The sequence below is a fragment of the Erythrobacter sp. SN6-5 genome, assembly GCF_057364945.1.
Window position 1 is genome coordinate 922,360 of the sequence record NZ_CP200282.1, and the last position, 13,429, is coordinate 935,788.

Annotated in this window: 17 protein-coding genes; 10 read left to right on the forward strand and 7 right to left on the reverse strand. The window is 57.7% G+C overall.

Features of this window, described 5'->3' with window-relative positions; all coding sequences use genetic code 11:
* Positions 1 to 70: 70 nt before the first annotated feature.
* The 3 genes from AC0V6Z_RS04520 to AC0V6Z_RS04530 form a co-directional block, all read right to left on the reverse strand.
* On the reverse strand, positions 71 to 271 hold the full coding sequence (locus tag AC0V6Z_RS04520) for a hypothetical protein (protein WP_472640193.1): 201 nt from the start codon (positions 269 to 271) through the stop codon (positions 71 to 73).
* Positions 272 to 566: 295 nt separating this feature from the next.
* Entirely contained in the window at positions 567 to 1,160 is a 594-nt protein-coding gene (locus AC0V6Z_RS04525; RefSeq protein ID WP_472640194.1) for a metallophosphoesterase family protein, read from the reverse strand.
* Between the two features lie 64 nt (positions 1,161 to 1,224).
* On the reverse strand, positions 1,225 to 1,482 hold the full coding sequence (locus AC0V6Z_RS04530) for a hypothetical protein (protein ID WP_472640195.1): 258 nt from the start codon (positions 1,480 to 1,482) through the stop codon (positions 1,225 to 1,227).
* A gap of 227 nt (positions 1,483 to 1,709) precedes the next feature.
* Here AC0V6Z_RS04530 and AC0V6Z_RS04535 point away from each other — a divergent pair, with 227 nt between their 5' ends.
* A complete protein-coding gene (locus AC0V6Z_RS04535; RefSeq protein ID WP_472640196.1) occupies positions 1,710 to 2,030 on the forward strand; it encodes a UrcA family protein in 321 nt (106 codons plus the stop codon).
* Between the two features lie 150 nt (positions 2,031 to 2,180).
* Here AC0V6Z_RS04535 and AC0V6Z_RS04540 read toward each other — a convergent pair whose 3' ends face one another.
* The 3 genes from AC0V6Z_RS04540 to fumC form a co-directional block, all read right to left on the reverse strand.
* The gene (locus tag AC0V6Z_RS04540; RefSeq protein ID WP_472640197.1) at positions 2,181 to 2,936 is read right to left on the reverse strand and encodes a LytR/AlgR family response regulator transcription factor; all 756 of its coding nucleotides are present in this window, start codon (positions 2,934 to 2,936) and stop codon (positions 2,181 to 2,183) included.
* On the reverse strand, positions 2,929 to 4,161 hold the full coding sequence (locus tag AC0V6Z_RS04545) for a sensor histidine kinase (protein WP_472640198.1): 1,233 nt from the start codon (positions 4,159 to 4,161) through the stop codon (positions 2,929 to 2,931). Before AC0V6Z_RS04545 ends, AC0V6Z_RS04540 begins: the two co-directional genes overlap by 8 nt.
* A 150-nt stretch (positions 4,162 to 4,311) precedes the next feature.
* Positions 4,312 to 5,691 (reverse strand): class II fumarate hydratase, encoded by a 1,380-nt coding sequence (fumC, locus tag AC0V6Z_RS04550; RefSeq protein WP_472640199.1) that lies wholly within the window; start codon positions 5,689 to 5,691, stop codon positions 4,312 to 4,314.
* Between the two features lie 194 nt (positions 5,692 to 5,885).
* On the opposite strand from fumC, the gene AC0V6Z_RS04555 reads away from it, so the two are divergent.
* From AC0V6Z_RS04555 to AC0V6Z_RS04575, 5 genes are all read left to right on the forward strand, one after another.
* On the forward strand, positions 5,886 to 6,470 hold the full coding sequence (locus AC0V6Z_RS04555; protein WP_472640200.1) for a protein-L-isoaspartate O-methyltransferase family protein: 585 nt from the start codon (positions 5,886 to 5,888) through the stop codon (positions 6,468 to 6,470).
* A 36-nt stretch (positions 6,471 to 6,506) separates the two neighbouring features.
* Complete coding sequence (locus AC0V6Z_RS04560; RefSeq protein ID WP_472640844.1) at positions 6,507 to 7,970, forward strand: TolC family outer membrane protein; 1,464 nt, start codon at positions 6,507 to 6,509, stop codon at positions 7,968 to 7,970.
* Positions 7,971 to 8,038: 68 nt separating this feature from the next.
* Positions 8,039 to 8,545, forward strand: coding sequence for a DUF2497 domain-containing protein (locus AC0V6Z_RS04565; RefSeq protein WP_472640201.1), 507 nt, complete (start codon positions 8,039 to 8,041; stop codon positions 8,543 to 8,545).
* 74 nt (positions 8,546 to 8,619) lie between these two features.
* Positions 8,620 to 10,794, forward strand: a complete 2,175-nt coding sequence (locus AC0V6Z_RS04570) for a dipeptidyl-peptidase 5 (protein ID WP_472640202.1) — start codon at positions 8,620 to 8,622, stop codon at positions 10,792 to 10,794.
* A complete protein-coding gene (locus AC0V6Z_RS04575) occupies positions 10,791 to 11,210 on the forward strand; it encodes a (2Fe-2S) ferredoxin domain-containing protein (RefSeq protein WP_472640203.1) in 420 nt (139 codons plus the stop codon). Before AC0V6Z_RS04570 ends, AC0V6Z_RS04575 begins: the two co-directional genes overlap by 4 nt.
* Positions 11,211 to 11,225: 15 nt before the next feature.
* Here the strand turns inward: AC0V6Z_RS04575 and AC0V6Z_RS04580 are convergent, their stop codons facing one another.
* The gene (locus tag AC0V6Z_RS04580; protein WP_472640204.1) at positions 11,226 to 11,540 is read right to left on the reverse strand and encodes a hypothetical protein; all 315 of its coding nucleotides are present in this window, start codon (positions 11,538 to 11,540) and stop codon (positions 11,226 to 11,228) included.
* A gap of 166 nt (positions 11,541 to 11,706) precedes the next feature.
* On the opposite strand from AC0V6Z_RS04580, the gene AC0V6Z_RS04585 reads away from it, so the two are divergent.
* The 4 genes from AC0V6Z_RS04585 to xth all read left to right on the forward strand — a co-directional run bounded on the left by AC0V6Z_RS04585 (position 11,707) and on the right by xth (position 13,381).
* Positions 11,707 to 11,952 (forward strand): CBS domain-containing protein, encoded by a 246-nt coding sequence (locus AC0V6Z_RS04585; RefSeq protein WP_472640205.1) that lies wholly within the window; start codon positions 11,707 to 11,709, stop codon positions 11,950 to 11,952.
* Positions 11,949 to 12,140, forward strand: coding sequence for a CBS domain-containing protein (locus AC0V6Z_RS04590; protein ID WP_472640206.1), 192 nt, complete (start codon positions 11,949 to 11,951; stop codon positions 12,138 to 12,140). The genes AC0V6Z_RS04585 and AC0V6Z_RS04590 overlap by 4 nt, the downstream gene beginning before the upstream one ends.
* Positions 12,141 to 12,203: 63 nt before the next feature.
* Positions 12,204 to 12,533 (forward strand): iron-sulfur cluster insertion protein ErpA, encoded by a 330-nt coding sequence (gene erpA, locus AC0V6Z_RS04595; protein ID WP_472640207.1) that lies wholly within the window; start codon positions 12,204 to 12,206, stop codon positions 12,531 to 12,533.
* 38 nt (positions 12,534 to 12,571) lie between these two features.
* Complete coding sequence (gene xth, locus AC0V6Z_RS04600) at positions 12,572 to 13,381, forward strand: exodeoxyribonuclease III (protein ID WP_472640208.1); 810 nt, start codon at positions 12,572 to 12,574, stop codon at positions 13,379 to 13,381.
* Positions 13,382 to 13,429: the final 48 nt, after the last annotated feature.

Consider the following 13,429-nt stretch of genomic DNA (forward strand, 5'->3'; position numbering starts at 1 on the left):
CTTTTTCTTTGTGTGGTATAAAGTCTGGTCAGATCGTGATCTGGTCCAACCGCCGTCAAGCAGCAATCATTTATTCTGGTTGCAGCAGCGTCATCGCCCAGGCCAGGCCAGTGCCAGCCAGAAACAGCGGCCAAGACCACAGGACAGCATATTCGCCCATACGCATATTGTGGATCGCCAGAAAACCCCCACTTGACCCTTGTGAGCCAATCACCAGCGCCACAACATATGTCAGCACGCCGCCCAAAATCATTGCTTTGATAGCATTCATGACCAACACTCCTCTGCCAAATCACATACGATCCATACTGCCGCACATTCGCGGTTTGACGAGCGATTAGCGAAATATGCCTAACATCTGGTTTCCATCCTGATCAGCGGCAAAATGAGGCGGGGTGCTTACTCAACCTATCGGCGGATCACCAACCACGCGCAATTCGGCAGTGATTGATCCGCCAGGCTCGCAATTGAGCACCTGATAACAAGGGGGTGCCCCATGCCGCAGGCGGGTCGAAAGGGTGCCAACTCCGATCATCCGCATGGAATGCCCACCACGAGATCGCACCTCATCGAACGGCGTATGCACGTGCCCCGATATCACGGCATCTGCGCCGAGCCGATGCGATGGCCGCAAAGGCCTCATCACCGCCGATAGTGGGATTGCCACCGGCGTTCTCTGGACCGAGCAGCGGATGGTGACACATCACAATCTTTGTACGTGGATCGCCTCCGAGCTCTTTTAGCTGCGTCACGGTGCGGGCCAAGGGCCGCCTACGCACAAACCCATCCGACCACGGAAAGCGCGGCTGCACACGCACCGTGGAGACGAGCGGAATAAGCACAACATCATCTGAATTGAGCTGAGCACCAGCCTGGTTAGTCAGCGCGCGGTAGCGCCGATAGGGATCGGTAAAACGCTCCCACAAGTTGTAATAGGGCATGTCGTGATTGCCAGCCTGCAGCACAGTCGGCGCGCCTAGCGAACGAAACCACTGCGCCGCATCAGCATATTCGCTGTGCTTGGCCCGTTGAGTCAAATCACCAGTGCACACAACCGCATCCGGGCGCTCTTGCTGGACCGCGGCGGCCACAGCGCCCAGCGCGGCGCGATCCTCAACACCAAAGTGCACATCGCTGATATGAAAGAGCCGAGTTGCCATAGCCCAAAGTGACAAGCGGGATTGCCGCAAAAGCGCAAGCGCAATCTGCTCCCTGGCCGACCCCTTAGATCTGATCTGACAAGATCAGCCAAGCTGCCAGCGCATTGAGCCCGCTGTATCCCAGATAAACCCAAACCAGCATGGGCCAACCATTGGCGGCCAGCATCATGGCGGCCAGCAAGACCATGAATTCGGTCGCAAGCGTCAGCTTCCCGCCTAGCATATGCACAAACCATGGCATTTGCCCAAGCATTGGGTGGCCGCTTTGCAGCACCGCCTGGTGCAAAGCGAAATTCCCCACGCCAAGGGCAAAAATGATCATCACCGGCAGCATGGCTGCACTATGGCGCAAACGCTGGTCTGCTGGAAAGGGTCATTCGTCGGGCAGTTTATCGCATCTGTCCGAAACGCGCCGCACCAGTCGAGCGACATTCTGCCGCGAACGAGCACCGAATGACCGCTCGTCTGCATTCCCCTAATTCTGATTGTGCAAGGGCGGTTACGGCAACCCCATTCGAACCCCCGCTCGAACCGGGCCGTTTCTTGCAAATGGAGGAATTTATGTTGAAGACAGTTTTGACCACTGCGGCCCTTGGCCTTGCGGTCGTGTCTACCCCCGCCCTTGCTGGTCCAAGCGACAATCCAAGCGTTGAGATCGCAATTGCCGATATCAATCTCGCCACACCGGAAGGTCAAGAACGACTTGATCGCCGAGTGAAAAAGGCAGCACAAGCCCTTTGCGGGGTGGGTACACGTCGTTCCGGCTCGCGAATCCCGTCAATGGACAGCAAGCGTTGCTACGCCAAGGCGATGAAAAGCGCCGAACAACAAGTGGCCACCCTGATTGAAGCCCAACAACGCGGCGGTTGATCCCAACATTCTAACAAGACCCCTATGAGCCTGAATTCAGGTCCATAGATGACGGCTCGAGCCCTAACCAGTCCCAGGGTTCGAGTCGTCTTTTTAATGTAAGGGGCGAGTGCAGTTCGGCGTCCACACGCTCAACAATCATTAGGCGCCCTAACGCCCCGCCATTCCCTTCACCTTTGAGAGATAGGTCCGGCCAATCCGCAGGGCTTCACCATTCTGCAACTCAGCAGACCACACCCCCAAACCATCATGACGCAGACCGCGAATGTTGTCGCGCCGCAAAATGGTAGAGCGGTGAATGCGGATGAATTCCTCGGGGTCCAGCCGTTTTTCCAGACCGGCAATGGTTTGGAGCAATAGATAAGACTGCGGCGCTTCATCAGTACCAATGTGCAGCCGAACGTAATCACGCTCGGCATCGATCTGATGCACCTCGCTGACCGCGACACGCAGCAATTCGGAGCGATGCGGAACCCACAGCTCATCCAGCCATTTGCTGGTCTTCTTGCCCGTCTCGCCGTGGCGGGCAACGGCTCGCTCAATTGCGCGGCCTAGACGGTCAGCAGAAACGGGCTTCAGGACATAATCAATCGCCTCTAGATCAAAGGCCTCTACCGCAAAGTCATCATGCGCCGTCACAAAGATGACTGCTGGCGGGTCTTTCATTTTGCCCAGCTTCTTGGCGACCCCGAGGCCATCGAGTTCTGGCATGGTCATATCGAGCAAAATCAAATCTGGGGTCAGCGCCTCGACCAACCGCAAGGCCGCGGCCCCATCGCTGGCGGTGCCAACCACATTGATCGAGCCGAGTTCGGCGCAAATCACCTGAATGCGCTCAACCGCCAGGGGTTCATCATCGACAATAAGCGTGCGCAATGCGCCGCCAGTTTCTTCGCTATCAGCCATTTTTGGTCAAAGGTATCCGCAGTTCTGTCTTATAACCGCCATCGATCGGGCTCGAACTCAGAACAATATCTGAACCGAAGCGTGCCTCCAACCGATCGCGCACATTGGCAAGGCCAATTCCGAAGCCATGGCTGGCATTTGCCGGAACGCCGGGCCCATCGTCGCTCACTGTTATTACCAGCCGATCAAACTCCTCGCGTGCCTTAACCGTGATAGTCACCGGGCGATTCACAGCAGACACCGCATATTTGACCGAGTTTTCGACCAAGGGCTGGAGAATCATGCCTGGCACGCGTGCATCCACAAGATCATCGGGCAGATCAAAATCGCAAATCAATCGCTCTGGAAAGCGCACCGCCTCAATGTCGAGATAGAGCTGCTGCAAGTCAAACTCGTCCTTGAGCCGAACGTCAGAGGTTGGCTCATCCGCAAGGCTGTGACGATAAAATCGCGACATGGTCTGGATCATACGCTCTGCCCGCTCTGCCTTGCCGGTCATCACCAAAGCGGACAGCGAGTTCAGCGTGTTGAACAGGAAATGTGGATTCACCTGATAGCGCAAAGACCGCAGCTCAGCCGCCTCTGCAGCGGACCTGAATTCCTGCCCGCGCCGCTCCGCCGCCCGAGCCTGATAACCTGCAAGAATTGCAAAATAGAGCGATGCCCAGGCGAGCAGCAAGAAATAGCGCCCAAGCGCTATATCGAACACTGCCTTCCACACATCCGCGCTGGTTTGCGCAGGAACGAGGATAACGCTTTCAGAATCGAGGACTGGATCGGTATCATCCGAGCCTTCCGGCCCAGGGCGTATCACTGGAACGTCAACTAGCAGATTACCTGCCTCATCACGGCGCATATTCACGCCACTTTGTTTCTCTGCGTACTTTCGCTGTTCAGTTTCTTGGATGTCCTGGAAGACCAGATGATTCGTCTTGCCGATCGCAAACGCAACCGGAACAGATAGGATGATCGCGGCCATCACCTTGATCCACACCGCTTTATGATCAAACAGCCGCAGCATACCCCACAGGGCAATCGTCAGTGCAATGCCAACCATGGACACGATGCCGCGCCGCCACGCCATTTCGACCTGGAGGTCGAACTCCATTACAAAACCGCGCATGGTGATGAGGGCAAAATAGGTCGCCCACATCACGATCATCGACAGCAGCACCATGCGGAAAGGCACGGTCGGTCGGGTTTCAGTGGTTTTTGAGATGCGCATTAGATCACCGCAAATAGCGCGCTCGGGAAAACATAGCCAATTTCTCGTCGGACACGGTCATGCTTTGGTCGAATGCCGGTCATAGGAGGATCATCCCTCCAAACTGGCATTCGAGCCGAATTCACGCGCTTACCTTGCTCAAACCCGCCTCTAAGCCCTTGGTTTGATCATTTCCGCAGGGACGATCCACTGGGAAAATTGCTCTTCCGTGAGCAAGCCAAGCTCCATGCCCGCCTCCTTTAAAGTCGTGCCATCAGCATGGGCCTTCTTCGCGATCTTGGCGGCATTATCATAGCCAATATGCGGATTCAGTGCGGTGACAAGCATCAGGCTCTCATTCATCAGCTTGTCGATTCGGTCGGTGTTTGCGGTGATCCCAGTCACGCAATTGTTGGTGAAACTGCGCGCCGAATCGGCCAACAGGCGCACCGACTGCAGCACGTTGTAGATCATCACCGGCTTGAACACGTTAAGCTCCAAGTGGCCGTTCGATCCCGCCACGCTAACCGTCGTGTGATTGCCCATCACTTGAGCGCAAACCATGGTCAGCGCCTCGCATTGAGTGGGGTTAACCTTGCCCGGCATGATGGAAGAGCCCGGTTCATTCGCTGGCAGGGCAATTTCGCCAAGGCCGCTGCGAGGACCAGAGCCAAGCAGGCGAATATCATTGGCAATCTTCATCAGACTGACGCCGATCGAGTTAAGCGCCCCAGAGAGCTCAACCAACGCATCGTGAGCCGCCAAAGCTTCAAATTTGTTCGCTGCCGTTACAAAGTCATGCCCGGTCAGTTTCGCTGCATGAGCCGCGAATTTCTCTGCGAAGCCGGCCTTGGAATTGATCCCAGTGCCGACCGCAGTCCCGCCTTGAGCAAGCTCCAGCACCCGCGGCAAAGCGTTTTCGAGCCGGGCGACGCCATATTCGACCTGCTTCGCGTAACCGGAGAACTCCTGGCCCAAGGTGAGCGGAGTCGCGTCTTGCAAGTGCGTGCGGCCAATCTTGACGATATCCGCGAACGCCTGGGCCTTCGCGTCAAGCGCAGTGTGAAGCCCGCCAAGTGCCGGGATCAACTGCTCCACTGTTTCGCTCGCCGCGGCTATATGCATCGCCGTTGGGAAGGTGTCATTCGAGGATTGACCCATATTGCAATGGTCATTGGGATGCACGGGGTCTTTGCCGCCGTGCTGACCGGTAAGAATCTGGTTCGCGCGGCTGGCGATCACCTCATTGGCGTTCATATTGCTCTGTGTGCCAGAACCGGTCTGCCACACGGACAGCGGGAATTGGTCGGCCAAAGTGCCGTCGATCACTTCATCGGCCGCCACGACGATCGCCTCGCCCAGTTTCGCATCGAGCACGCCCAGATCCATGTTGGCGAGCGCCGAGGATTTCTTCTGAATACCCAGCGCCTTTACGAGCGGCGCAGGCATAGTCTCATCACCAATTGCGAAGTTTGCCAAGCTGCGCTGAGTTTGCGCGCCCCAATGGCTAGCCGCCGGAACAGAGACTTCGCCGAGCGAGATCGGTTTCAATACGCACCGCGCCTTCGCCCGCTGCACCCATATTTTTAACGTCGCTCATCGAAGACATACTCCATTCGGTCTATTTTAGGCTCCCATAAGCACTGCTAATCGTGAACGTCAAAGCCCTTGGCGCTGGCGGTGCGAACAGCTAAACGTCTTGACGCGCTGTATTGCTGGAGTAATACAGCTCTCGTGGAGTGAACATGACTGAGTTAAATGCACCTGTCGCCCGCAAGGCTATGATTGACAGCCAGCTGCGGACCAGCGGCGTGAATGAAGAATATGTGCTGGCGCGCATGAATGCCGTACCGCGTGAGAATTTCGTGCCTGCCGAGGCGCGTCCCGTTGCTTATATGGACCGCGCCGTGCCGCTGGGCGATGGCCGCTATCTCTCATCGCCCGTTGTGCATGGGATGATGCTGACCGAGGCCGCTCCGAACAAAGACGACAGCGTTCTGGTGGTCGAAGGCGGAACGCAATATTTTGCAGAGTTGATTGGCCCACTGGTCACCGATGTTCAGCAGATCAGCGCCGAAGACGCTTTAGCCAAGAATTCACGCAAGACATTCTCTCTGATCGTGGTCGATGGCGCCATTGAGCATCTGCCAGACAGCCTCGCTAAACGGCTCGCCGAAAACGGCCGGATCGTCACTGGTATTGTTGAGAACGGCGTCACCAGGATCGCATCGGGCCGCAAGGTGGCCGGTTCAGTCACCCTGCAAGCGGTGCACGATATCGGGATCCCGGTTCTGCACGAATTTGACCAAGCGAAAAGCTGGAGCTTTTAACGCATGAAACGCGCGCCTCTGCCAAACATCCGCCGGATGAGTTCTCTGGCCAGCATTGCTGCGGCGCTCGCCGCCGGGGCGATAGCTGCGCCTGCACAAGCGGATACGCTGCGCGATGCCTTGGTCGAGGCCTATAAGACCAATCCGACACTACAAGGCGCGCGGGCAGACCAGCGGGCGACCGATGAAGGCGTGCCAATCAACCGCGCCAACGGATTGCCAACCGCGACCGTAACAGCGACCCATATCGAGTTTGTGCGCCGCTCGGCCAACTCATTCACCGCGCCGGAACGCAACCTTGGCGTCAATGCGGCATTGCTGGTTCCAGTCTATTCTGGCGGAGCCGTACGCAATGCTGTGCGCGCCGCCAAAGAGCGGGTCGCGGCTGGCCAGGCCACTTTGCGCAACACCGAAAGCACCGTGTTCAGCCAAGTGGTCGCCGCCTATATGGATGTGCTGCGGACGGAGGCCCTGGTCGCGCTAAGCGCCAATCAGGTCGAAGTGCTACGCATCAATCTGGAGGCGACCAGTGACCGATTTGAGATCGGCGATCTGACCCGCACAGATGTGGCGCAATCGCAATCACGGCTCGCACTGGCCGAGGGCGATTTGAGATTGGCTGAGGCCAACGTCATCTCAGCGCGCGAGGTCTATTTGCAATTGGTTGGCAAAGCGCCCGGCACGCTGATGGCGCCGCCGCCGCTGCCCGGCCTACCGGAAAATGTTGGCGAGGCCATCGTAACCTCGCTTGAAAACAATCCCAATTTAATCGCTGCCAAAGAACGTGCTGAGGCCGCAGGATATGACACTGAGGCAGCTGGCGCCGGGCGCCTTCCAACAGTGGGCCTGTTCGCCAATGGCGACTACAGCGATTTCTTCGGAACACTCGGCGGTCCGGTTTCGTCGGACTTCTCACAAAGTGAGAAGACAGCGAATGTCGGCGTCCGCGTGACGATCCCGATTTTTCAAGGCGGGCTGACCGCCGCGCGGCAACGCCAGGCGGGCGCACGCGAATCCTCTGCTTTGGAGGCTGTGATCGCCTCTGAACGCAGCGTCATTCAGGAAACTCGCTCAACCTATTCCAATTGGCGGGCCGCCAATGCGGTGATCGAAAGCTCACAAGTGGCCGTGGAGGCTGCTGAGCTCAGCCTGGAAGGCGTGAAAGCGGAAAACTCGATCGGCAATCGCTCGATCCTCGATGTGCTCAATGCGGAGCAGGAATTGCTCTCTGCTCGGGCGCAATTGGTGACTGCGCGGCGCAATGCCTATGTCGCTGGGTTCTCCTTGCTCGCCTTGATGGGGCAGGCTGAAGCACGCGATCTTAACCTCGATACTGGCGGCGTGTTATACGACCCGCAAGTTAACTATGAGCGGGTGCGCGGCAAAATTTGGGACTTTGATCGTGACCCAGAACCTTCGCCAAATTCGACCAGAACCGTTGACATTCCGGCGGCTGACGCGAAGATCGGCCCCACATTAGATTCAGACGAAGGCAATTGACACGCGGCTAACTATCCGTAACTGCGTCTGAAACTTAGTTAACATTACCAGCGAGCTAAGAGCAAAAAATGGCGCAAGATAACGAAGCTTCGGTCGAAGAAATCCTCGAATCAATCAAGAAGGTGATCGCCCGCGATAACCGCGAAGGCGCGTTGGAAGCTCGCCGTCGGCGCGAGGAAGAGGCTGAGCGTGCGGATACAACCAATGTTGCTGAAGACGCCGACGAAGTGCTCGATCTGGCGGAGATGGAATTCGCCGAAGACGTGGATGCCGATGATCAGGTAGGCGACGATGGCGAGTTTCTGCTGAGCGAAAATCAAAGCGAAGATCACGACCCGCAGCTCACCAATGAGGCGGTGCGCGGCGCAATGCGCGAGAACCTGGAAGCTTTGGCGATGCTGGCGGAGCCTGGCGCGCAACCGCAGATCGTTCGCTCTGGCGAGACGTCGCTTGAAGGACTCACCCGCGATCTGATGCGCCCAATGCTGGCCGAATGGCTCGAAAAGAACCTGCCCGGTATTGTTGAGAAGCTCGTCCAGGCGGAAATCGCCCGGATCGCTGGCAAACGCGGCTAGTTTTTGCGTCTTTGCGCGCTTCGCCGCATGTGAAACTCTAGCCACAGACGAACCCAGCGGTTAGGCCTGCTGACATGATAAAGCTCATGTCGCATGTTGCCGTATTTTCGGCGCTCACCGCCGCCTCGATTTTCGCATCGTCGCTTGCCGCCGAAGGCCATCCGAAGGACATTCCCGGGGTGGAAACCACCCCAATGTCAGCGGAGGATTTGATCACAACGCCGCGTCTCGGCGGTCCTATCGTTACGAATGATGGGCGTTTTGCGATTTACCGAGTAACGCGGACCGATCCGGCAAGCCTTAAACGCACGCCGAGCCTTTACCTGCTGGACCTGCAAGAGCCGGGCAAAGCTCCGATGTCTCTCAACTTGGGGCTCTCGGCCAATTCGCTCGCTTTCGGCTCCGACAATTACCTCTATTTTCTCTCTTCAGAGCACACAGACAAGAGCCAGGAAGAACGCAGCCGCATTTGGCGGGTCGCGTTAGAGGCCGATGGCAATGTGACTGGCCCGATATTGGTCGCTGACATGCCGCTTGCCGATATTCACGGCTTCAAACTGTCGCCGAATAGTGACCGGATTGCGCTATGGGCGCCAATCGCCCGTGATTGCCCGACCTTTGGCTGCAATGCGGACGGCAAAGCCCATCTGCCTGGGCCGGGAACGGGAAGGCTCTATGAGGGCGATGGCGGGTTCTTCCGCCATTGGGATACCTGGTCAACGTCTGGCACCTACAATCGGGTATTTGCCTTTGATCTAGCGGATGGCGTTGCCACAGGCGAGGGTGTGCCGATTGATGGCGCTGATCCGAAAACCGGCCTCACGGGCAACACGCCCACTATGCCATTTGGCGGCGGCGAGGATATTGTCTGGGCACCGGATGGATCGGGCATCTATTTCGTCGCCCGCGAAACCGGAGCGAAAGAACCTACCTCAACCGATCTTGATATCTATTTCTCCGACCTGTCCGGCGGAGCGCCAATCGAGCTGACTGCCGCGAACCAAGCGGTCGACACCGGCCCTGTGCCTTCGCCCGATGGCAAATATCTCGCCTATGTCGCGATGGCACGACCGGGATACGAATCCGACCGCACGGTCGTGCATCTTCGCAATCTCAAGACCGGTAAAACCCGCGCGCTGACCCAGGACTATGACCGCGGCTTTGGCGGACTTTCTTGGACGCCAGACAGCAAGGCAATTCTGGCCACGGCCGCTGATGTACTCGATACACCCGTGCTCAAAATCGACCCAAAGACCGGCGCGGTCGAAAAGCTCGACCTGATGGCTGGCAATGAAGCGCATATCGGCAATGTCACCCCATTGCCCGATGACCGTTTGCTGTTCACACGCGATTCGATTGGCGCTCCCGCGGAACTGTTCCTCTCAGACGGATATGGACAGGCCCGGCCGCTGACCGATGTCGCCACAACCCGTACCGGCAAGATGGCATCAACGGTGACCACACGTTTCAGTTTCTCTGGCGCAGGCGGTGACACGGTTTGGGGCCAGATCACGCGGCTTGAGCAGCAAACCGGCCCGATCCCCGCGATCCTCTACATCCACGGCGGCCCGCAAGGCTCATTTCGTGATGGGTGGTCAAGCCGCTGGAACCCTCGCGTTCTCGCAAGCCAGGGCTACGCCGTAATCTCAGTCGATTTTCATGGCTCCGCTGGATACGGCCAAGACTTCATGGACGCGATCAACCGTGATTGGGGCGGCAAACCACTCGAAGACCTGCAACTGGGCCTGGACGCGGCGCTTAAGCTCGACCGCCAGATCGATGGCGGCAACGTCTGCGCCATGGGCGCGAGCTACGGCGGCTATATGGTCAATTGGATCGCAGGAAACTGGCCGGATCGTTTCGCTTGTCTGGTCCAGCATGACGGCCTGTTCGACATGCGCAGCTTCTATTACTCGACCGAGGAATTGTGGTTCCCCCGTTGGGATTTCGGTGGATCATACAGTGAGGCACGCGAAACTTACGAGCGCTGGAACCCGGTCAATCACGTCGACAAATGGCAAACGCCAATGCTCGTGATCACTGGTGAGAAGGACTACCGCGTCCCTTACAGCCAAGGCCTGCAAAGCTTCACCGCACTGCAGGAACGCGGCATCCCCTCGCAATTGCTGGTGTTCCCGGATGAGAACCACTGGGTTCTGGGCGCGGAAAACTCGCTGCAATGGCACGAAACCGTTTTCAATTGGCTTGACCAATGGCTGGTGCAGAACGTCGAGACGATCAAAGAATGACGGATGCGGCGAACGAATTGAGCCTGCTCGCGGCGCAAACCGCATTATCCAAGAAATATGGCGCTGAGACCGAGCGTCATATCTTTCTGTGCGCGCTCAGCGAAAAGCAAAAGTGCTGCTCGCCAGAGGCAGGGGAAGAAGCCTGGACCTTCCTCAAGACGCGGATGAAAGAACTCGGCCTGATCGGGCCCAAGCGCACGTCAGAGCATCCGCGCGGGCCCGGCGGCGGCGTCCAGCGCAGCAAAGCTGATTGTTTGCAGATTTGCTCTCACGGACCAATTGCCATCGTTTGGCCGGATGAGGTTTGGTACCACTCCTGCTCGCCCGCCGTATTGGAGCGGATCATCAAAGAACATCTGATCGGCGGCGAACCCGTTGAAGAGTTTCGCCTGCAACCGGCACTGCGCGCGGGTTAGCCAGCAGGCGAGCGCTCAATCCTCATCGCGCTTGCTCCATAGCTCATCAGGATCGGGCAGTTTGTTGTCGACCGATTCGTCATGGCCCGTCCCATTGGACAGGAACACCAGCCCCATCAACCCGCCGCCGAGGAGCATCGTGAAGCTGATACCGAGTGCCACCGCGATATAGAAATGGACCGAAATCGCGCCATTGAATTTATACAAGAGAGCCAGCGCGATCGCCACGACGCCAATCGTCACCCCCATCAGCAAGCGCATGATACGGCGATACCGCGCCCAAGCGTAAGCGGCGTTTTCCGGATCGTCGAGCGGGGATTTTTTGACCATGCCCCCCACATGCGCCGGGGCTGGTGAGGATTCAATAGGCTTGCGATGGACCTAAAGGCGCTTTGAGGCTGCTAACGCGCGGCTGACGCCCTAAGTTAATCTGCGGATTCGCTTTTTTGCGATTCAAGTGGCATGTTTTGCAAGTCGTCATAGGAGGCCGCGCATCATGACAATCGCCAAAATCATCGCCAAACGATCTGCTTCGGATATCATCGCCTGCAACGTTGATACGCCGGTCTCGCAAGCGGTGACGATGCTGGCGGGTAAAAGGATCGGTGCCTTGCCAGTATTGGACAATGGCACGGTCGCTGGAATTCTGTCTGAAAGGGACGTGATTTACCGGATGGCGGAGGAAGGCGCGAGCTGTCTTAACAAGACGGTTGGCCAGATCATGACATCGCTGCAGCGGTGACGGTTGAGCCTTCGACGACAATCGATGATGCCCTGGCGCTAATGACCCGGCGGCGTTTCCGCCATTTCCCCGTGATCGACAACGGCGCGCTGTGCGCCTTCATCTCCATAGGCGATCTGGTGAAGAACAAAATTGACGAGGTTGAGCACGAAGCCGAGGCTCTGCGGACCTATATTCAAACTGGCTAATGCGGTGCCATTGGCGCGGTAGTGCTTGAGGATTGGGGCAAGGCCGCCTAAATTAGACCTATCATGGCCGAAACACTCACACTCACTCCCTCTGCGGCGAAGCGCGTTGCGCTGATCGCGCAGAAGCAGAAAGCGCCCGCAATTCTGCGCCTATCCGTGGAGGGTGGGGGATGCTCGGGTTTTCAGTACAAGTTTGATCTGGCCAAAGCGCCCGATAATGATGACAGCGTTAGCGAAACTGACGGCGTGAAACTGGTGGTTGATCCGGTCAGCCTTGACCTTGTCGGCGGCAGCGTAGTCGATTTCGTCGAATCGCTAGGCGGTGCGGCGTTTAAGGTCGAAAACCCCAATGCGGCGGCCGGATGCGGCTGCGGCTCCAGCTTCGGGATTTAAGTTAGACCCGCAAGGCTGTTTGGGCCATTACGGCTTTCATGAAAATTGCGACCTATAATATTAACGGGATCAAAGCCCGTCTGCCGCGCCTCAAGGAATGGCTCGCCGAAACGCGCCCCTCCGTGGCTTGCTTGCAAGAGATCAAAAGCCAAGATGAGGGCTTTCCGGCAAGCGATTTTGAAGAGCTCGGCTATCACGCGGTCTGGCATGGCCAAAAGAGCTTCAATGGCGTCGCAATCCTGACCGATGGCAAAGCGGGCTATCATCCGCCCAAAGAGGTGCAACGCGGCCTGGGCATTAATGGCCCGAAGGAAGGCGAGGGCGAGCAATCGCGCTATCTCGAGGCCGACATCACGGACAAGGACGGGAACACGACCCGGATCGTGTGCATCTATCTGCCGAATGGCAATCCACTGCCAGGGCCGAAGTTCGATTATAAGCTGGCATGGATGGAAAAACTGCGCACTCGCATGAGCGCAATCTGGGCTGAAGAAGTGCCTGCTGCAGTGCTCGGCGACTACAACGTGATCCCGGAAGATGATGACGTGTTCGCGGTAAAAGCCATGGCGAGCGATGCTCTGATGCAGCCAGAATCGCGCGCCGCCTACGCCAGACTGCTAGGCGATGGCTGGACCGACGCGGTGCGCACGCTCAACCCGCGCGGCGGCGTGTGGACCTATTGGGACTATCAAGCGGGCGCATGGCAGCGCGACCATGGCTTCCGGATCGACCATATTCTGCTCTCGCCGGAGATGGCCGATCGCCTAAGTGCTGTGGGCGTCGATAAGGAACATCGCGGGCGCGAGAAAGCCAGCGATCATGCGCCTGTCTGGGCCAGCTTTAGTTAGCCTCGTCCTAGCCACCCGCGCCCTCCACCCTTCCACCCGGAGCCTACC

Excerpts from the sequence above, each read along its gene's own strand:
- AC0V6Z_RS04520 (WP_472640193.1), bottom strand. The coding sequence starts at position 271 with ATGAATGCTATCAAAGCAATGATTTTGGGCGGCGTGCTGACATATGTT.
- AC0V6Z_RS04525 (WP_472640194.1), bottom strand. The coding sequence starts at position 1,160 with ATGGCAACTCGGCTCTTTCATATCAGCGATGTGCACTTTGGTGTTGAG.
- AC0V6Z_RS04530 (WP_472640195.1), bottom strand. The coding sequence starts at position 1,482 with ATGATCATTTTTGCCCTTGGCGTGGGGAATTTCGCTTTGCACCAGGCG.
- AC0V6Z_RS04535 (WP_472640196.1), top strand. The coding sequence starts at position 1,710 with ATGGAGGAATTTATGTTGAAGACAGTTTTGACCACTGCGGCCCTTGGC.
- AC0V6Z_RS04540 (WP_472640197.1), bottom strand. The coding sequence starts at position 2,936 with ATGGCTGATAGCGAAGAAACTGGCGGCGCATTGCGCACGCTTATTGTC.
- AC0V6Z_RS04545 (WP_472640198.1), bottom strand. The coding sequence starts at position 4,161 with ATGCGCATCTCAAAAACCACTGAAACCCGACCGACCGTGCCTTTCCGC.
- AC0V6Z_RS04555 (WP_472640200.1), top strand. The coding sequence starts at position 5,886 with ATGACTGAGTTAAATGCACCTGTCGCCCGCAAGGCTATGATTGACAGC.
- AC0V6Z_RS04560 (WP_472640844.1), top strand. The coding sequence starts at position 6,507 with ATGAGTTCTCTGGCCAGCATTGCTGCGGCGCTCGCCGCCGGGGCGATA.
- AC0V6Z_RS04565 (WP_472640201.1), top strand. The coding sequence starts at position 8,039 with ATGGCGCAAGATAACGAAGCTTCGGTCGAAGAAATCCTCGAATCAATC.
- AC0V6Z_RS04570 (WP_472640202.1), top strand. The coding sequence starts at position 8,620 with ATGATAAAGCTCATGTCGCATGTTGCCGTATTTTCGGCGCTCACCGCC.
- AC0V6Z_RS04575 (WP_472640203.1), top strand. The coding sequence starts at position 10,791 with ATGACGGATGCGGCGAACGAATTGAGCCTGCTCGCGGCGCAAACCGCA.
- AC0V6Z_RS04580 (WP_472640204.1), bottom strand. The coding sequence starts at position 11,540 with ATGGTCAAAAAATCCCCGCTCGACGATCCGGAAAACGCCGCTTACGCT.
- AC0V6Z_RS04585 (WP_472640205.1), top strand. The coding sequence starts at position 11,707 with ATGACAATCGCCAAAATCATCGCCAAACGATCTGCTTCGGATATCATC.
- erpA (WP_472640207.1), top strand. The coding sequence starts at position 12,204 with ATGGCCGAAACACTCACACTCACTCCCTCTGCGGCGAAGCGCGTTGCG.
- xth (WP_472640208.1), top strand. The coding sequence starts at position 12,572 with ATGAAAATTGCGACCTATAATATTAACGGGATCAAAGCCCGTCTGCCG.